Source organism: Streptomyces sp. NPDC052114 (genome assembly GCF_040680155.1).
GTDB lineage: Bacteria > Actinomycetota > Actinomycetes > Streptomycetales > Streptomycetaceae > Streptomyces.
This window is the reverse complement of the sequence record NZ_JBFAWC010000005.1, coordinates 204446-222356: the sequence shown is the minus strand read 5'-3', so window position 1 is coordinate 222356 and position 17911 is coordinate 204446. Positions and strand designations below refer to the sequence as shown.

Annotated in this window: 14 protein-coding genes; 5 read left to right on the top strand and 9 right to left on the bottom strand. The window is 70.7% G+C overall.

Going from position 1 to position 17911, the window contains the following annotated elements:
* Positions 1–137 precede the first annotated feature (137 nt).
* From AB0L89_RS13250 to AB0L89_RS13240, 3 genes are all read left to right on the top strand, one after another.
* Complete coding sequence (locus AB0L89_RS13250) at positions 138–1460, top strand: PhoH family protein (protein WP_365139086.1); 1323 nt, start codon at positions 138–140, stop codon at positions 1458–1460.
* A 418-nt stretch (positions 1461–1878) separates the two neighbouring features.
* On the top strand, positions 1879–2634 hold the full coding sequence (locus tag AB0L89_RS13245) for a lytic transglycosylase domain-containing protein (protein ID WP_365139083.1): 756 nt from the start codon (positions 1879–1881) through the stop codon (positions 2632–2634).
* 143 nt (positions 2635–2777) lie between these two features.
* A complete protein-coding gene (locus AB0L89_RS13240; RefSeq protein WP_365139080.1) occupies positions 2778–4133 on the top strand; it encodes an AI-2E family transporter in 1356 nt (451 codons plus the stop codon).
* A gap of 65 nt (positions 4134–4198) precedes the next feature.
* On the opposite strand, the gene AB0L89_RS13235 is transcribed toward AB0L89_RS13240, so the two are convergent.
* Together AB0L89_RS13235 and AB0L89_RS13230 are read right to left on the bottom strand one after the other, a co-directional pair.
* The gene (locus AB0L89_RS13235; RefSeq protein ID WP_365139077.1) at positions 4199–4729 is read right to left on the bottom strand and encodes an alkyl hydroperoxide reductase; all 531 of its coding nucleotides are present in this window, start codon (positions 4727–4729) and stop codon (positions 4199–4201) included.
* 15 nt (positions 4730–4744) lie between these two features.
* Positions 4745–5299, bottom strand: a complete 555-nt coding sequence (locus AB0L89_RS13230) for a peroxiredoxin (RefSeq protein ID WP_098244520.1) — start codon at positions 5297–5299, stop codon at positions 4745–4747.
* A gap of 142 nt (positions 5300–5441) precedes the next feature.
* Between AB0L89_RS13230 and AB0L89_RS13225 the strand changes: the two genes are divergently transcribed.
* A complete protein-coding gene (locus tag AB0L89_RS13225) occupies positions 5442–6386 on the top strand; it encodes a LysR substrate-binding domain-containing protein (protein WP_365139802.1) in 945 nt (314 codons plus the stop codon).
* A gap of 50 nt (positions 6387–6436) precedes the next feature.
* Here the strand turns inward: AB0L89_RS13225 and AB0L89_RS13220 are convergent, their stop codons facing one another.
* From AB0L89_RS13220 to AB0L89_RS13210, 3 genes are read right to left on the bottom strand one after another with little or no spacing between them, the layout of a single operon-like run.
* The gene (locus AB0L89_RS13220) at positions 6437–8848 is read right to left on the bottom strand and encodes an FtsX-like permease family protein (protein ID WP_365139074.1); all 2412 of its coding nucleotides are present in this window, start codon (positions 8846–8848) and stop codon (positions 6437–6439) included.
* A complete protein-coding gene (locus AB0L89_RS13215) occupies positions 8845–9531 on the bottom strand; it encodes an ABC transporter ATP-binding protein (RefSeq protein WP_365139071.1) in 687 nt (228 codons plus the stop codon). Before AB0L89_RS13215 ends, AB0L89_RS13220 begins: the two co-directional genes overlap by 4 nt.
* Positions 9528–10055, bottom strand: a complete 528-nt coding sequence (locus AB0L89_RS13210; RefSeq protein WP_055697873.1) for a PadR family transcriptional regulator — start codon at positions 10053–10055, stop codon at positions 9528–9530. Before AB0L89_RS13210 ends, AB0L89_RS13215 begins: the two co-directional genes overlap by 4 nt.
* A 239-nt stretch (positions 10056–10294) precedes the next feature.
* Here AB0L89_RS13210 and AB0L89_RS13205 point away from each other — a divergent pair, with 239 nt between their 5' ends.
* Positions 10295–12604 (top strand): transglycosylase domain-containing protein, encoded by a 2310-nt coding sequence (locus AB0L89_RS13205; protein WP_365139068.1) that lies wholly within the window; start codon positions 10295–10297, stop codon positions 12602–12604.
* A 97-nt stretch (positions 12605–12701) separates the two neighbouring features.
* On the opposite strand, the gene AB0L89_RS13200 is transcribed toward AB0L89_RS13205, so the two are convergent.
* The 4 genes from AB0L89_RS13200 to AB0L89_RS13185 all read right to left on the bottom strand — a co-directional run bounded on the left by AB0L89_RS13200 (position 12702) and on the right by AB0L89_RS13185 (position 17789).
* Entirely contained in the window at positions 12702–14774 is a 2073-nt protein-coding gene (locus tag AB0L89_RS13200) for a SpoIIE family protein phosphatase (RefSeq protein ID WP_365139065.1), read from the bottom strand.
* 62 nt (positions 14775–14836) lie between these two features.
* Positions 14837–15478, bottom strand: coding sequence for a class I SAM-dependent methyltransferase (locus AB0L89_RS13195; RefSeq protein WP_365139063.1), 642 nt, complete (start codon positions 15476–15478; stop codon positions 14837–14839).
* A 116-nt stretch (positions 15479–15594) separates the two neighbouring features.
* Entirely contained in the window at positions 15595–16281 is a 687-nt protein-coding gene (locus AB0L89_RS13190) for a DUF402 domain-containing protein (protein WP_365139061.1), read from the bottom strand.
* Positions 16282–16376: 95 nt separating this feature from the next.
* On the bottom strand, positions 16377–17789 hold the full coding sequence (locus tag AB0L89_RS13185) for a class II fumarate hydratase (protein ID WP_365139058.1): 1413 nt from the start codon (positions 17787–17789) through the stop codon (positions 16377–16379).
* Positions 17790–17911 lie beyond the last annotated feature (122 nt).

Genomic DNA, 17911 nt, shown 5'->3' with positions numbered 1-17911 from the left:
AACAGCACGGGCGACGTGGAGGGCCGGCGCTCGGCCCGCGCATCGCGGCCCGTGACCGGCCCGGTTCACACCCGCCGGACCGCGCCCGGTATCCCTCCCGTCGCTCCCCGACCTCATCCGAGGGGGTACGTCCTTCCGTGGTGAACAGCACAAAGCGCCGCATGCCCGACAGGCGCACCTATGTTCTCGACACCAGCGTCCTGCTGGCCGATCCCAACGCGCTGACCCGCTTCGACGAGCACGAAGTCGTGCTCCCCGTCGTCGTGGTCACGGAGCTGGAGGCCAAGCGGCACCATCCGGAGCTCGGTTACTTCGCCCGGCAGGCCCTGCGCCTGCTCGACGATCTCCGTATCCGGCACGGCCGCCTCGATGCCCCGATCCAGATCGGGGACCTGGGCGGTTCGCTGCGCGTCGAGCTCAACCACTCCGACCCCGGCGTGCTCCCGGCCGGCTACCGGTTGGGGGACAACGACTCACGGATTCTCGCCGTAGCCCGCAATCTCCAGGCGGAGGGGTACGACGTCACCGTCGTCTCCAAGGACCTGCCGCTCAGAATCAAGGCGTCCTCGGTCGGGCTCCTCGCGGAGGAGTACCGCGCGGAGCTCGCGATCACGGACTCCGGCTGGACCGGGATGGCCGAGCTGACCCTCTCGGGGGAGCAGGTCGACCTCCTGTTCGAGGAGGACAGTCTCTACGTCCCCGAGGCGGTGGACCTGCCCGTGCACACGGGCCTGACCATCCAGTCCGAGCGGGGCAAGGCGCTCGGCCGCGTCACGGCCGAGGGCAACGTCCGGCTCGTGCGCGGCGACCGCGAGGCCTTCGGTCTCAAGGGGCGCAGCGCCGAGCAGCGGGTCGCGCTCGACCTGCTCCTCGACCCGGACGTCGGGATCGTCTCGATGGGCGGGCGCGCGGGCACCGGCAAGTCGGCGCTCGCGCTCTGCGCGGGCCTGGAGGCCGTCCTGGAGCGCAGGCAGCACCAGAAGGTGATGGTCTTCCGGCCGCTGTACGCGGTGGGCGGGCAGGAGCTCGGCTATCTGCCCGGCACCGAGGCCGAGAAGATGGGGCCCTGGGCGCAGGCGGTCTTCGACACGCTGGGGTCGGTGGCGGGCAAGGAGGTCATCGAGGAGGTGACCGCGCGCGGGATGCTGGAGGTGCTCCCGCTCACCCACATCCGCGGCCGCTCCCTGCACGACGCGTTCGTGATCGTGGACGAGGCCCAATCGCTGGAACGGAACGTCCTGTTGACCGTTCTGTCCCGTATTGGGGCGAACTCCCGTGTCGTACTGACCCATGACGTGGCCCAGCGCGACAACCTCCGCGTGGGGCGGTACGACGGCGTGGTCGCCGTCGTCGAGAAGCTGAAGGGGCATCCGCTCTTCGCGCACGTCACGCTCACCCGGTCGGAGCGTTCGCAGATCGCGGCCCTGGTGACCGAAATGCTGGAGGACGGCCACATCTGACGGATCCGGCACATCTGGTGTGTCTGACTCTTCTGGGTCAGTTCGCGGCGGTTACGCGGTAGTTGGCGCCGCCCGGCGAAGCGAGTGAGCCTAGCCGGGCGGCGTCTGCGTGCGCGTCACTTTCCGTAAAACTCCTGGGGCAAACGAGGTGTGAGCTTTCCCACGCAACGGAGAATTGCCTTGCGGTGTCCGGCTGCGGCAGAGTCTGGGTCCTGTCAGGCCCCGCATGCGACACACATGTACCCCCAGCGGTACAGCAACTCAGGAACCACAGAACTTCATAGTGACCGTCGCATGCCGCCCGAAGCTTCACGCGGCGCTCCCGTAGCGGGAGTTGTCCACCGGGTCCGAGCCTCCCGTGACCGATGTACGAGCGGAGGCCAGCGCCAGGGGCACGATTGCGTCCGCGGGGTCACCTATGCGGGCGCTGCTGGAAGGAAACCGTGTGAGCCGGATTTCGGTCCGGGGATTCGCCGTGGCGTCTGCCACCGCGGTCACCACCGTCGGCGCTGTCGTGGGCGTTGCCTCGGGCAACACCCAGTCCTCGAACTCCAACGACTTCGAGGCAGCGGCAAGCGACGCGACGCTCCTCGCAGACATACCCGCCGGTCAGCAGGCGCAGGTCCAGACGGCGTCGCTGACGCAGCAGGCCGATGCGCAGGCCATGGCCGCGGACACCGCCGCGAAGAAGACCGCCGCTGAGGAGGCCCGCAAGCAGGCCGCCGCATCGGCGATCGAGAAGCAGAAGGCAGCGGAGAAGGCCGAGGCGGCCGAGAAGGCCGAGAAGGCCGCGGCCAAGAAGGAGCGTGAGGAGAAGGCCGAGGCCAAGGCCAGCCGCTCCTCCGCCCGCGACGCCTCCAGCTTCGCCCCGCAGAGCTCCTACACGGTCGCTCAGGTCCAGGCGATGGCACGGCAGATGGTCCCCGGGGACCAGTTCCAGTGCTTCAGCAACATCGTCAACCACGAGTCCACGTGGAACTACAAGGCCACCAACGCCTCTTCGGGCGCCTACGGCCTGGTGCAGGCGCTGCCCGGTTCCAAGATGGCCTCGGCGGGCGCCGACTGGCAGACCAACCCGGCCACGCAGATCAAGTGGGGCCTGGGTTACATGAACGACCGCTACGGCAGCCCGTGCGGAGCCTGGAGCTTCTGGCAGGCGAACAACTGGTACTAGGCCCAATCCGGCCACACCGTGCTCAACCTTTCGAGGCCCCTCGCCGTCCTTCGGTGAGGGGCCTCGCACGTGCACCCGTGTACGGTCGGTCCGGACAGCTCCAGGGGGGAGTGGTGGGGAAAGACGGGGGAAGAGGACGGATCATGTCGCGAGTGCCAGGGTGGCTCGGCCGGCTCGGCGCCGGGCTGAGCGAGATGGGCGAGCGGTTGAACGAGCAGCGCCGCGACAGGGAGGCCGAGGCGGACGCCGACGGGCCCGACGGCCTGCTCCACGACCGGGTGCGGGACGACGTCGCGCTCGCCGAGGACGCGCACGACGGGGAGCGCGACCACGTGCCGCCGCCGCCCGCGTACGCGCCGGCCGTGGCGGCCAGGCCCGACCCGGTGGCGGCCGTGCCGTGGGGGATGCGGGTCGCGGCCGAGGCCGGCTGGCGCCTCCTCGTCCTCGCGGGCACCCTCTGGGTGCTCATGAAGGTCATCAGCGCGGTGCAGCTGGTGGTGCTCGCCTTCGTCGCCGCCCTGCTGATCACCGCGATGCTCCAGCCCACGGTGGCGCGGCTCAAGCGGATCGGTCTGCCGCGCGGGCTCGCCACGGCCGTCACCGCGATCCTCGGCTTCGTCATCATGGGACTGGTCGGCTGGTTCGTGGTCTGGCAGGTCATGGACAACGTCGACGAACTGTCGCGCCAGGTCCAGGACGGCATCGAGGACCTGCGCAAGTGGCTGCTCAACAGCCCCTTCCACGTCACCGAGGACCAGATCAACGACATCGCCAAGAGCCTGCGCGACGCGGTCGGCGCCAACACGGAGGAGCTGACCTCCGCGGGCCTCGAAGGCGTCACGGTCATCGTCGAGGCGATGACGGGCATCCTGCTCGCGATGTTCTCGACGCTCTTCCTGCTCTACGACGGCAAGCGCATCTGGCAGTGGACGCTGAAGCTGGTGCCCGCCCAGGCGCGGCCCGGCATCGCGGGCGCGGGTCCGCGGGCCTGGCGCACGCTCACCGCGTACGTGCGCGGCACGGTGATAGTGGCTCTGATCGACGCGATCTTCATCGGGCTCGGCATCTACTTCCTCGGTGTGCCGATGGCGGTGCCGCTGGCCGTCTTCATCTTCCTGTTCGCGTTCATCCCGCTGGTGGGCGCCGTGATCTCCGGCGCCCTCGCGGTGGTCGTCGCGCTGGTCACGCAGGGCGTGTTCACGGCAGTGATGGCGCTGGTGGTGGTCCTCGCGGTGCAGCAGATCGAGGGGCACATCCTGCAGCCGTTCATCCTCGGCCGCGCGGTGCGGGTGCATCCGCTGGCCGTGGTGCTCTCGGTGGCGGCGGGCGGCCTGGTGGCGGGCATCGGCGGCGCGGTCGTCGCGGTGCCGCTCGTGGCGGTCACGAACACGGTCGTCGGCTATCTGCGGGCGTACACCCGGGAGCCCGCGCTGAAGCAGTCGCCGCAGCCCCGCGGGGCCACGGCGGTCGACGTCGCGCCGGTGCGGCCGCCCGAGTAGGCGCGCGGACACGCGAAAGGGCCCCGGAACCGTGGTGGTTCCGGGGCCCTTCCTGCTGCGTGGGGTTACGCGAGGACGTCCTCGGAGTCCAGCGTGACACCGACCGCCTGGATGACCGAGGCGACCTTGAAGGCCTCCTGGATCGTCTCGCGGTCGACGCCGGCCTTGCGCAGGACCTGCTCGTGCGAGTCCAGGCACTGGCCGCAGCCGTTGATCGCGGAGACCGCGAGGGACCACAGCTCGAAGTCGACCTTCTCGACGCCCGGGTTGCCGATGACGTTCATCCGCAGGCCGGCGCGCATCGTCCCGTACTCCGGGTCGGAGAGCAGGTGGCGCGTGCGGTAGAAGACGTTGTTCATCGCCATGATGGCGGCGGCCGACTTGGCGGCCGTGTACGCCTCGGGGGAGAGGTTCGCCTTCGCCTCGGGCTCCAGCTCGCGCAGCACCTTCGGGGAGCGGGACGCGATGGCGCAGGCCAGCACGGTGCCCCACAGCTGCTGCTGCGGCAGGTCGCTGTTGCCGATGACCGAGCCCAGGTTCAGGCGGAGGTCCTTGGCGTAGTCCGGTATGGCGGACTTCAGTTCGTCGAGTGCCATGTCAGAAGGCTCCGTTCACTCGCCGGAGAGCAGCGCGACCGGGTCGAGGGTCTCGTCGCCCTTGGACCAGTTGCACGGGCAGAGCTCGTCGGTCTGCAGGGCGTCGAGGACCCGGAGGACCTCCTTGGGGTTACGGCCCACGGAACCGGCGGTCACCATCGTGAACTGGATCTCGTTGTTCTGGTCGACGATGAAGACGGCGCGCTGCGCGAAGCCGTCCTCGCCCTCGATGCCGAGGTCACGCATGAGCTCGTGCTTCGAGTCGGCCAGCATCGGGAAGGGCAGGTCGGTCAGGTCCGGGTGGTCCTTGCGCCAGGCGTGGTGCACGAACTCGGAGTCGCCGGAGAAGCCGAGGATCTGGGCGTCACGGTCGGCGAACTCGTCGTTCAGCTTGCCGAAGGCCGCGATCTCGGTCGGGCACACGAAGGTGAAGTCCTTGGGCCACGCAAAGACGATCTTCCACTTGCCCTCGTAGGTCTTGTGGTTGATCTGCTCGAACTCCGAGCCCTTCTCCAGCGAGACACAGGCAGTCAGGTCGAACTCGGGGAACTTGTCACCGACAGTGAGCACGCGCTCTCCTTGCAGTGGAGAAAATCCCTTTTGGGGAGTTTCCTGTGGGGTTGGACTGGTGTCGATGGTGGCACAGGGTGCATTGATTAGGGAAATAGCTAGAGTGGGTCATGTTGATCGGAGGTGGCTATCAGTGCGAGCCATAAATAGGGGCAAGCAGCCCGGCGGCAAACAGCCCAGCCTGGCGCAGCTGCGCGCCTTCGCCGCCGTGGCCGAGCACCTGCACTTCCGGGACGCCGCCGCGGCGATCGGGATGAGCCAGCCCGCGCTCTCGGGGGCCGTCGCGGCGCTGGAGGAGGCACTGGGTGTCCAGCTCCTGGAGCGGACCACGCGCAAGGTGCTGCTCTCACCCGCCGGCGAGCGGCTCTCCGCGCGCGTCAACGCCGTCCTCGACGAGGTCGAGGCGCTCCTGGAGGAGGCCGACGCGGTCAAGGCGCCGTTCACCGGGGCGCTCCGGCTGGGCGTGATCCCGACCGTCGCGCCGTACCTGCTCCCGACGGTGATCGCCCTGGTCCACGAGAAGTACCCGGACCTCGACCTCCAGGTCCACGAGGAGCAGACCTCCTCGCTCCTGGAAGGACTCGCGGCCGGGCGGCTCGACCTGCTGCTGCTCGCGGTGCCGCTCGGGGTGCCCGGCGTCACCGAACTGCCCCTGTTCGACGAGGACTTCGTGCTCGTCACCCCGCTGGACCACTGGCTCGGCGGCCGCGAGGGCATCCCGCGCGAGGCGCTCAAGGAGCTGAACCTGCTCCTCCTCGACGAGGGGCACTGCCTGCGCGACCAGGCCCTCGACATCTGCCGCGAGGCGGGCCGCGCGGACGCCCCCGTCACCACGACCGCCGCCGGGCTCTCCACCCTCGTCCAGCTGGTGGCCGGCGGACTCGGCGTGACGCTGCTGCCGCGCACGGCGGTGCGGGTGGAGACCAGCCGCAGCAATCAGCTGCTGACCGGCTACTTCGCCGACCCCGCGCCCACGCGTCGGATCGCCCTCGCGATGCGGACGGGGGCGGCGCGGGCCGCCGAGTACGAGGAGTTGGCGAAGGCCCTCAAGGACGCCGTACGGCCGCTGCCGGTGCGGGTCGTGTGACCCCGCACCGGCAACGGCCGTACTGACAAGGGGCCGAAGCCCCGGGGGCGCTACTCCGTGCGCAGACCGTCCGGCCGCATCATCCGCCGCAGCGGCGGCAGGCTGAGCAGTGTCACGACGGCGACCATCGCCGCGCCCGCGCCCGTCAGCGGCACGAACGACCACCAGTCGGTGACGCTCTTGTCGATCATACGGGTCATCACCACGCCGAGGCCGAGGCCGCCGACGATCGCGAGGGCGAGGCCAAGGGCCACCGGCAGCGCCGTCTGCCACAGGAGCGACCAGCCCATCGACGAGCGGCGCGTGCCGAACGCGGTGAGGACCGCGAGGAGCCGCTTGCGCTCGCGCAGTTGCTCGATCATCGACACCAGCATGGAGGCCGCGATCAGTGCCATCGTGGCGCTCGCGCCGATCTGCAGACCGCGCGCGATGGAGTTGTACTGCTTGTCGCGGTCGACCGACTTCAGCGAGTCCACGCCGAGGAACGGGCTGATGTGGGCCGCCGCGTTGCGCACGTGCTCCTCGGCGTCCGGCACCTTCGGGTCGAGCTTGACCCAGGAGGTCGTCGACGCGTCGTCCAGCTTCTTGATGTCGACGGCGCCGGACGTGGCGAAGATGCCGTCGATCTTCATGCCGGACGGGTTGGGCCGGGCCTGGACCGTGGGCGAGTCCTTCGGCAGCGTCCACAGGACCGGCGCGGCGCCCTTGTTGAAGTCGGGGTCGGGCCCGACGTTGATCGGCTTGCCGGGGCGCGCGGTCGTGTCCACCCAGCCGTTCTGCTCCCGGCTGCCCGTGTGGACGACGAAGGTGTCGCCGTCCTTGCAGGCGCCGATGCGGGCCAGCTCGCGCAGGGTCGCGCAGGTGCCGATGGTCAGCTCCGTGGTCGGCGTCATGTCGTTGACCTTCTTGCCGCCGGGCCGGGTGACGTACGCCTGCACGGTGCCGATGACCTTGGTGACGCCCTCGGTCTGCGCGAAGTCGTCGATCATCCGCTGGGCGAGGGCGCCGTTGCCGGTGCCGCTGCGGATCGTGAGCTGGGCGCGCGTGGTGTCCTGCCCGGTGATCTCGTTGAAGTCGTCGTGCATGGACGCGAACATCATCTGCAGCGCCACCGCGCCGGCCACCGCGACGGTGATCCCGCTGACCGCGCGGGACGCCGTGCCCGTCGTCAGCTGAAGCCTGCGCACGGCGAGCTGCCAGGGCACGGGACCGCCGCGCAGCCGTCCCACGACGGCCTCGACGAGCCAGGGAAGGAGTGCGCTGAGCCCGATCAGGGCGAGCGCCGAACCCACCGCGATCGCGGGCACGTTGACGGCGGCGTTGCTCGCGGCGCGGTCGATGCGGCCCGAGAAGAGCAGGATGCCGATGCCGAGGACCGGCAGCACCACCCGCCACCACAGGCGGCGCTTGCGCTGCTTGGTGCCGCGGAACACGCCGAGCGGTTCGATGGCGACCGAGCGCAGCGAGATCAGCGTCACCAGGACCGAGGAGACCGGCACGGCCACCGCGACCAGCGCCACCAGGGCGGGCGAGGGCACCATGTCGGACGGGTAGGCGCTGACGTTCGTCAGGTCGACCACGCCCACGAGTTCGCGGAGCAGCAGGAAGAGCACGGCGCCCGCCGCGAGCCCGAGGACCGCCCCGAACATCGCCTCGCCGGCCGCGATCCTGCGCACCGCGCGGGCGTCCGCGCCGACCAGGCGCAGGGCCGCGAGCCGCCGGTCGCGCCGGTCGCCGCCGAACCGCACGGCCGTACCGATGAAGATCGCCACCGGGGTGAGCAGCACGACGCAGATCAGCACGACGAGCGCCATCAGGAACGGGTCGAGGGGCAGCGAGTTGTCCTGCCCGAAGCTCTCGACGCGATAGGCGCCCTGGGCCGCGGTGAGCTGGCCCGCGCCGGCGTAGTAGTAGAGCTCTAGCGGTGAGACGAGGCCGGCCTTGTCGATGGTGCCGGTCACGCGGAAGTCGCGGAAGCGCTCCTTGAACAGCTTGTTCGCCGGGTCGTCCAGCAGGTCGCGCAGCGCGGGCGAGACGACCATCTCGCCGGCCGCGGGGATCTTGTCGATGCCCGGCGGCAGCACGGGGTTCGTCCCGTCGGCGCGCAGGAACATGCCGGACGCGCTCTTCCCGTGGAAGGTGGTGCCGGTGTCGCGCATCATCACCGTCGACTCGGTCGCCTTGACCGACTTCCCGTCCATGGAGGAGTGCGGGGTGCGGGCGAACTGCCGGTCGTCGCGGTTCTGCAGAAGGTTGGGCACCGAGGCCGCGCCGAGCAGCAGTGCGACGCCGAGGCCGACGCCGATCGCGGTCAGGATCGTGCGGATCCAGCCCTCGCGCCCGCCGCCCGCCGCGAAGCGTATGCCCATGCCCAGGTCGCGGATCCAGGCGGCGGCACCGGTCGGTGCCACGGCGGTGGGGGCCGTGATCGGGGGCTGCGGGCGCACCTGGGTGTCACTCATGCGATCCGCTCCATGTCGCGGGACTTGCCGTCGCGCACGACGATCTCGCGGTCCGAGTAGGCGGCCACCCGGGTCTCGTGGGTGACCAGGACGACGGCCGCGTTGGTGGAGCGGGCGGCGTCGGTGAGCATCTCCATGACGCGCTCGCCGTTGAGCGAGTCCAGGGCGCCGGTCGGCTCGTCGGCGAAGATCACGCGCGGGCTGGTGGCGAGGGAGCGGGCCACGGCGACGCGCTGGCCCTGGCCGCCGGAGACCTCGCCGGGCCGCTTGTCGCGCACGTCGGCGACGTCGAGCCGGTCCATCCAGGCGAGCGCGGTGGCCTCGGCCTCCTTGCGCTTGACGCCGTTCATCCGCAGCGGCAGGGCGACGTTCTCCACGCAGGTCAGCTCGGGGACGAGCTGGCCGAACTGGAAGACGAAGCCGAACTCGCTGCGGCGCAGGGCGCTCAGCTCGGTGTCGGACATGCCGGTCAGCTCACGGCCGCCGTAGGTGATGGAGCCCGCGTCGGGGCGGACGATCCCCGCGAGGCAGTGCAGCAGGGTCGACTTGCCCGAGCCCGAGGGGCCCATGACGGCGACGACCTCGCCGGGGTGGATGGAGAACGCGGCGTCGTCGAGCGCGCTGGTGGGGCCGTAGGCCTTGCGCAGTCCATCGGCGACGAGAAGGGAACCTGCGGGGGTCATGCGGAGCGCACCTCCAGGGCGAGCTTGCCGAGGCGCGCGGCGGTGAGCTCCAGCCAGCGCAGATCGGCTTCGAGGTGGAACAGCGCGTGGTCGCAGATGAGCTGGTCGGCGAGGTCGCCCTTGCGCTTGCGGTCGGTCAGTATGCGCATCAGGCGCAGGTGCTCGGCGCGCTGGACGTCGAGGAGTTCGGCGGCGTCGCGGTCGGTGAGGAGCGCGAGGACGACCTTGGTGTAGAGGGTCGACTGGAGGTAGGGCTCCGGCTTCTCCGGGGTGGCGAGCCAGCGCTGGACATCGGTGATGCCGGCCTCGGTGATCGCGTACCGCTTGCGCTCGGGGCCGCCGCCCGCCTCTATGCCGTCGACCTCGACGAGGCCGTTCTTCAGCAGGCGGGACATGGTCGAGTAGACCTGCCCGTAGTGCAGGGGCTTGTCGTGCCCGAACTTCTCGTCGAAGGCGCGCTTGAGGTCGTAGCCGTGCCGGGGGCCCGACTCCAGAAGACCCAGAAGGGTGTGGCCAATGGACATGCGAAGCACTGTACATGGTGTGTATACGTGCCGTGTATACCCCCCGTGTAGAGCTGAGACGTGCGACGCGGCGGGCAACCATCCGGGCCCTGGGATCGTCGGTTCCTAAGGGGCAGGTGCTCATTGTCACGTCCGCAAAAGACCGGATCGGCAGGAGTTTGTCCCAGGGTGCGGTGTTAGCTTCATGAGCTGACTCGACGGACACATGTGGACTAGACGGAAGCGGAGCACTCTCAGTCATGGGCCGAGCCGAAGCACGACAAGCGCGGACGCGCGGTGCCCGCAGGGCAGCGCGCCGTGGGCGCCCGTCCGGCGGCAAGCGCACCGGCATACGCCGCTTCTTCACCTGGAAGAAGATCCTCGGGACGTTCTTCGGACTGATCCTGCTCGGCATGGGCGCGTTCATCGTGCTGTACCTGGTGATCGACATTCCCGAGGGCAACGCCCTGGCGAAGAAGCAGAGCAACGTCTACAAGTACAGCGACGGGTCCATCCTGGCGCGGGACGGCAAGGTCAACCGCGAGATCGTCGACCTGGACAAGGTCCCCGAGGACGTCCAGAAGACCTTCGTGGCCGCCGAGAACAAGTCCTTCTACAAGGACGAGGGCGTCGACTTCAAGGGCACGGCCCGCGGTCTGATCAACACGGTGACCGGCAAGGGCAAGCAGGGCGGCTCGACGATCACCCAGCAGTACGTGAAGAACTACTACCTCACGCAGGACCAGACGGTCAGCCGCAAGCTGAAGGAACTGGTCATCTCGCTGAAGGTGGACCGCGAGAAGAGCAAGGACGACATCCTCGCGGGCTACATCAACACCAGCTACTACGGCCGCGGTGCCTACGGCATCCAGGCCGCCGCCCAGGCCTACTACGGCGTCGACGCCCCGAGGCTGAAGGTGGAGCAGGGCGCCTACCTCGCCGCGCTGCTCCAGGCCCCCAGCCAGTACGACTGGACGTCCGCGACGCCCACCAGCAGGAAGCTCGTCGAGCAGCGCTGGAACTACGTCCTCGACAACATGGTCGAGGAGGGCTGGCTGGACGCGGGCAAGCGGTCCGGCATGACGTTCCCCAAGCCCGACGCCCCCAAGCCCGCGCCCGGCCTGGAGGGCCAGACCGGCTACCTGGTGAAGGCGGCCGACGAGGCCGTCGAGAAGCAGCTGATGACGCAGGGGCTCACCCGGTCCGAGGCCGAGGCGCAGCTGAAGCTCGGCGGGTACACCATCACGCTCAACATCGACCGCAAGAAGCAGCGCCAGCTGGAGAAGTCGGTCGAGGCGAAGCTCGAGGACAAGCTCGACCGCAAGAAGAACGAGGCGGACGCCCGGGTCCAGGCGGGCGCCGCGTCCGTCGACCCGAAGACCGGCGCGGTCCTCGCCATGTACGGCGGCGAGGACTACGTGAAGCACTACACGAACAACGCCACGCGCCGCGACTACCAGTCGGCCTCCACCTTCAAGCCGCTGATCCTCGCCGCCGCCCTGGAGAACGGCGCACGCACCCAGTCCGGGCAGCCGATCACGGCGAACACGGTCTACGACGGCACCAGCGAGCGCCCGGTCAAGGGCAGCGACGTCGCCTTCGCCCCGCCGAACGAGGACGACGTCAGCTACGGGCCCGTCACCGTCCAGAAGGCGATGAACAAGTCCGTCAACTCCGTCTTCGCGCAGATGGGCGTGGACGTTGGGATGCCCGAGGTGATGGACATGGCGGGCAAGCTCGGCATGGACGTCAAGGGCCTGCCCGCGGTGCCCGCCCAGACGCTGGGCTCCATGGGCGCGAGCCCGCTGGAGATGGCCGGTGTGTACGCCACGCTGGACAACCACGGCAAGAAGGTCACCCCGGCGATCGTGAAGTCCGTCGAGCACAAGGACCTGACGGTCGACATGCCCGACCCGATCGGCGACCAGGTCGTCGATCGCGGCACCGCCGACTCGCTCACCTCGGTCCTCACCGGTGTGGTCGACGACGGCACCGGCCACGCGGTCCGCAACTCCGCGCAGGACGTGGCGGGCAAGACCGGTACGTCCGACGACAACAAGTCGGCCTGGTTCACCGGCTACACGCCCAAGCTCGTCACCTCGGTCGGCCTGTTCGGCGAGGGTGCCCCCGGCACCCCGGAGGCCACCAAGCACGTGTCGATGAAGGGCGCGGGCGGCAAGGCCCGCGTCGACGGCGGCAGCTTCCCGGCCGAGATCTGGGCGGCGTTCACCTTCGACGCCATGGGCGCGCCGAGCAAGTTCGACCTCGACACGACCATGGGCGCGGCCATCGCGCCGCCGCCGGACCCGACGTCCGAGGCCCCGAAGGAGCCGTCGAACACGCCGTCGAAGCCGGAGGACGACCCGTCGTCGAAGCCGCCGACGCAGAGCCCGACGACCCGGCCGACCCCGACGACGCCGACCACTCCGACGACGCCGACCCCGACGATCGATCCGCCGACCCAGGAGCCGGACCCGTCCGACTCGGTCGGGATCCCGGAGGACCCGGACGGCAGGACCGGCAGGGGCGACCGGAGCGACCGGAGCGACCGGGGCGAGTCCAGGGACTGAGTCCCGGGACCGAGTCCGCGCCAGGAACACCCGAAGGCCCCCGGAACCAGCTGGTTCCGGGGGCCTTCGGCCGTTCTCGGGGCACTGCCGATTCGGTTCAGCTCCGGTTCAGTTCGAACCAGACCACCTTGCCGGTGCTCAGGCGCGTCGCACCCCAGCGCCGCGCCATCCTGTTGACCAGATACAGGCCGCGGCCGCCCTCGTCGGTGGCGCGCGCCTGGCGCAGCCGGGGCAGTTGCGGCACGTCGTCGCCGACCTCGCAGCGCAGCACGTCGGTGCGCAGCAGGCGGAGCGTGATCGGCCGCGAGGCGTACCGCACCGCGTTCGTCACGACCTCGCTGACCAGCAGCTCCACCGACTCGCTCAGGTCTTCGAGGCCCCAGCGGGCGAGAGCGCTGCGGGCCAGCCTGCGGGCCCGCGACGGCGTCGCGTTCTCCGGTTCGAGGAACCAGTACGCCACATCGCTCGGCGCGATCCCGTCGAAGCGGGCGGCGAGCAGCGCGATGTCGTCGTCCCGGTCGCCCGGACCGAGCATGTCGAGCACCTCGTCGCACAGCGCCTCCAGCGGCGGCGGGTGGTCCGGTCCCGTCAACTGGGCGGTGGCCGCGAGCCGTTCGCGCAGCTGCTCTATGCCGGTCCACACGTCCCGCAGCCGCGACTCGACGAGCCCGTCCGTGTACAGGAGCAGCGTGGCGCCCGCGGGGGCGTCCAGCTCCACGGCCTCGAAGTCGACGCCGCCCACGCCGATGGGGGCGCCCGGCGGCACCCGGAGCACCTCGGCGCGGCCGCCCAGGTGCAGCAGGACGGGCGGCGGGTGTCCGGCGTTGGCGATGGTGATGCGGTGCGAGACCGGGTCGTAGACCGCATACAGGCAGGTGGCCATGCGGTCGGAGCCGAGCCGCTGGGCCTGCTCGTCGAGGTGGTGCAGGACCTCCTGCGGCGGCAGGTCGAGCCCGGCGAGGGTCTGCGCGGTCGTCCGCAGCTGGCCCATGATCGCGGCCGAGGTCATGGAGTGCCCCATGACGTCGCCGACGACCAGCGCGACCCGGCTGCCGGGCAGCGGGATCGCGTCGTACCAGTCGCCGCCGACCCGGGCCGTCTCGGCGGCCGGCAGATAGCGCGAGGCGAGCCGGACGCCGGTGGGGCGCGGCAGCGTCTCGGGCAGCATCGTGCGCTGCAGCTCGTCGGCGATGTAGGCCTCACGCCCGTACAGGACGGCCTTGTCGATGCCGAGCGCGCTGTGCGTGGCCAGCTGGGCGGCGACAAGGAGGTCGTCCGCCTCGAACGCGGGACGGTCCGGGCGGCGCAGGAACACGGCCGCGCCGATCACCCGGCGGCGGCCCCGCAGCGGCGCGAGGATCGCCCGCTGCCCGTCCGGCAACGTCCGCCCCTCGCCGAGCAGTTCGGGCAGCGCGGCCCGCGCCGCCGGTGAGTCCGCGAAGACCGGACGGACCCCGCGCAGCACCTCCGCGAGCGCACCGCCGGCCCGCACCTCGCACAGCTCGGCACTGCCCAGCACATCGGTGATGTCCGCCTGCACGACCTGGAGCGTCGACAGCGTGGCGCCGTCGGTGTCCGCGTCCTCGGAGCTCTCGTCGAGGGAGCGCAGCCGGTCCGTGCGGCGCAGCCGCAGCACCAGCGGTCCGGTGGGCCGCTCGTCGCCGACGGGCAGCGGGTCGCGCAGATAGACGAGGATCGCGTCGGAGAACGTCGGGACGGTGGCCCGGCACAGGCCCATCACGATCTCGTCGAGGTCGATGCCGCGCGCGATGCGCCGGGTCGCGGCGCCCACGAAGCGCAGCCGGTCGCCGTCGCGCCGCATCGCCACCGGGCCCGCGCCCGGCGGCCTGGGCTGTCCGGTGCGCCGGTCCTCGCCGTCCGGCGGCCCCACCACGGGCACGGCCGGGGCGGGGCCGGGCTGCGCGGGCACGCCGCCCTCCGGCGCGGGGCGCGGCCGGTGCGGGTCGGGCTCGGCGGCGGACGACTGGGAGTGCTCGCCGGACGGCACGGGGGCGTCCGGCACGGCGTCGCCCGCGCGGGCCTGGGCCGCGGTGCCGCCGGCCGCCGCGGTCTCGGGGGAACGCAGCAGCGCCCCGCGGGGATCCGCGGGGGCGGTCGGCCGGGCAGCTGGTGCCTTGCGACCCTCGTGGGGGGTGAGGTGCTCCGTCACGCGTTTCGAATCCGTCCGTCCGGGGCTGCGCGCCGTGCGCGCCGTCCAGCGTTGCACGTTGCTCAGCCGCGTCGGCAGTGCAGAAAGATCTGGTGTTCGGGTGGTGCGTCGGTGCTCGCGGGGGCGTACGAGTACGTGTCCTCGCCGGTGATCTCGAAGCCCGCGTCACGCACGACCTGCCGCAGTTCGTCCCGCAGGTAACCCGATACCCGGATTGTGTGCCCCAGGAACGGAATCGCGGCGTCGTCCAGATCGGCCTCGACCATCGAGAGCTCCATCAGGCCGCCCGGCAGCAGCAGTTCGTGCAGCCGGCGCAGTGCCTCGGGGATCTCCCGACGCGGCAGCATCAGCAGGGAGAAGAAACATGCCACGCCGTCGAACCGGCCCACCCCGCCGGGACCCTCTGCCCTCAGGTCCGCGATGTCGAGCTGCCGGAACTCTGCGGCAGGGACGTTCTTTCCCGCCAGTTCCAGCATGCCCGCCGAGATGTCCGTGCCGAGCACCGAGTGGCCGGATCCGGTCAGGTCCAGGGCGGTGGGCAGGCCCGTTCCGCAGCCCACGTCGAGGACCCGGGAGCCGGGTCGCAGCCCTTCCGCGAGACGGCGGCCGGCGGCCAGCTGTCCCTCCTTGTGCGGGAAGGCTTCGTCGTAGTGCTGCCCGATGGCGTCAAAGGCCTCTGCCTGGCCCTTGCGGTCCTCGCTCACGTTCTGCCGCCCCTCGATGACTTCCTGTCAGGCACCGCGCAGACCCACGGAGTTGCTGCTGTGCGCCCTTGCGGAGGACGATCCTACGTTTGAACCACAGGGGCGCATCAAGGGTCTCATGAGGACACATGCGCGGGCGTACGGTCCCAGTCATCCGGAAGGGAGGGTACGACCCAGGACGGATCGGGCCGCCAGTGCTGCCAGCCGTCCGAAAAAGGTGCCCCCCAGGAACTGATCACGTCAAGGGCCGCCTCTCCGGCCGCGCGTACGTCAGCGGCCTTTCCGGCGTCCATCAGACCGACCCGGCGGGCCTCGGCGAACTCGTCCTCGTCGTGCCAGCGCCAGCTGCGGTCCGGCCGCACGGAGATGTCCAGAAAGTGATCCTCGGAGTCGACGCCGCCGGCCCAACGGGCGCGCGGTTCCTCCAGGTTCACGTACCAGTTCTTGAACTGCCAGCCCGGGTCCCAGAACAGCCAGACCGACCACGGGTCGTCCGGCCGCGCGAGCTTGAGGACGCCGGTGCCGAACCAGTGGTCCCTGCGGACCGTGCGCGGCTTGGTGTAGCGGGTGGCGAGCGGCTCGTGGTGCAGGGACGTGCCGTCGGCGAGCACCGGCTTCACGCACTCGGTGCCGGGCGCCATCCACACGGCGAGCAGATCGTCGTCGTCGCGGACGACGGTGACGGGCCGACAGATGTGGTAGCGGCGACCGGCGTTCTCCCGGTAGCGCCACAGGATGTGCTCACCGGCGGCCCATCGCACCGCTCCGCCGTGGGCCGCCGTCGTCCCGTCGAGGTCTGTCATGCACAGATATTAGACGCCGCCCCGCGCTTGTGCCGGGGGCACGTGTACGGAGGGCCGCACGGCCCCCGGCGCGGGGCGGCTGGAGTGGGCGCCGATCAGGGACGCGTCATGCGCAGCACGTCCAGCGCCTCGTCCAACTGATCGAGGGTGAGGTCGCCCCGGTCCACGTACCCGGACGCGAGGACGACCTCGCGGATGGTCTTCCGTTCGGCGAGGGCCCGCTTCGCGACCTTCGCCGCCTCCTCGTACCCGATGTACTTGTTCAGCGGCGTCACGACGGACGGCGAGGACTCCGCGTACTCCCGGGCCCGCTCCCGGTTCGCGGTGATCCCGTCGACCGTCCGGTCGGCGAGCAGGCGCGAGACGTTGGCGAGCAGCCGGATCGACTCCAGGACGTTCTTGGCGATGACCGGCAGCATCACGTTGAGCTCGAAGTTGCCCGCGGCCCCCGCCGCGGCGACCGTCGCGTCGTTCCCCGTCACCTGGGCCGCGACCATCAGCGCGGCCTCGGGGACGACCGGGTTGACCTTGCCCGGCATGATCGACGAACCGGGCTGGAGGTCCGGCAGGTTGATCTCGGCGAGGCCGGTGCGCGGCCCCGACGCCATCCACCGCAGATCGTTGGCGATCTTCGTCAGGCCGACGCCGACGGTCCGCAGCTGCCCGCTCGTCTCGACGATGCCGTCCCGCGCGCCCTGCGCCTCGAAGTGGTCGCGCGCCTCGGTCAGCGGCAGCCCCGTGGCCCGCGCGACCTCGGCGATGACGGCCGCGGAGAAGCCGGGCGGGGTGTTGATGCCGGTGCCCACGGCCGTGCCGCCGAGGGGGAGTTCGGCCAGGCGCGGCAGCGAGGAGCGCAGCCGCTCGACGCCGTACCGCACCTGCGCCGCGTAGCCGCCGAACTCCTGGCCGAGCGTCACGGGCGTCGCGTCCATGAGGTGCGTACGCCCGGACTTCACGACGTCCGCGAACTCCTCGGCCTTGCGCTCCAGGGCGGCGGCGAGGTGCTCCAGGGCGGGGATCAGGTCGCCGGTGACCGCGCCCGTCGCCGCGATGTGGATCGAGGAGGGGAAGACGTCGTTCGAGGACTGCGAGGCGTTCACGTGGTCGTTGGGGTGCACGTCGCGGCCGAGCCGCTCGGAGGCCAGCGTGGCCAGGACCTCGTTGGTGTTCATGTTGGACGACGTGCCGGAACCGGTCTGGAAGACGTCGACGGGGAAGTGGTCGTCCCAGCGTCCGTCCGCGACCTCGGCCGCCGCGTCCGCGATGGCCTCGGCGACGTCCTTGTCGAGCACCCCGAGCTCCGCGTTGACCTTGGCGGCGGCGCCCTTGATCCGCGCGAGGGCGGCGATGTGCGCGCGCTCCAGGGTCTGCCCCGAGACGGGGAAGTTCTCCACCGCGCGCTGGGTCTGGGCCCGCCACTTGGCGTGCGCGGGGACCCGCACCTCGCCCATGGAGTCGTGCTCGATCCGGTACTCGCCGGTGCGGTCGTCGGTGCCGTCGCTGGTCATGCGCTGAACCTACCTCTCCGTTCAAACCCCGTAAAAAGTTGAGCACTTGTCTTGTTCCAGGTATTCCCAAGCCTGCTACCCACCAGTAAAAACCCTGGGTAACACCACACCGGGGAGGCGCA

Excerpts from the sequence above, each read along its gene's own strand:
- AB0L89_RS13215 (WP_365139071.1), bottom strand. The coding sequence starts at position 9,531 with ATGACCCCCGCAGGTTCCCTTCTCGTCGCCGATGGACTGCGCAAGGCC.
- AB0L89_RS13185 (WP_365139058.1), bottom strand. The coding sequence starts at position 17,789 with ATGACCAGCGACGGCACCGACGACCGCACCGGCGAGTACCGGATCGAG.
- AB0L89_RS13205 (WP_365139068.1), top strand. The coding sequence starts at position 10,295 with ATGGGCCGAGCCGAAGCACGACAAGCGCGGACGCGCGGTGCCCGCAGG.
- AB0L89_RS13220 (WP_365139074.1), bottom strand. The coding sequence starts at position 8,848 with ATGAGTGACACCCAGGTGCGCCCGCAGCCCCCGATCACGGCCCCCACC.
- AB0L89_RS13210 (WP_055697873.1), bottom strand. The coding sequence starts at position 10,055 with ATGTCCATTGGCCACACCCTTCTGGGTCTTCTGGAGTCGGGCCCCCGG.
- AB0L89_RS13245 (WP_365139083.1), top strand. The coding sequence starts at position 1,879 with ATGCGGGCGCTGCTGGAAGGAAACCGTGTGAGCCGGATTTCGGTCCGG.
- AB0L89_RS13235 (WP_365139077.1), bottom strand. The coding sequence starts at position 4,729 with ATGGCACTCGACGAACTGAAGTCCGCCATACCGGACTACGCCAAGGAC.
- AB0L89_RS13240 (WP_365139080.1), top strand. The coding sequence starts at position 2,778 with ATGTCGCGAGTGCCAGGGTGGCTCGGCCGGCTCGGCGCCGGGCTGAGC.
- AB0L89_RS13190 (WP_365139061.1), bottom strand. The coding sequence starts at position 16,281 with ATGACAGACCTCGACGGGACGACGGCGGCCCACGGCGGAGCGGTGCGA.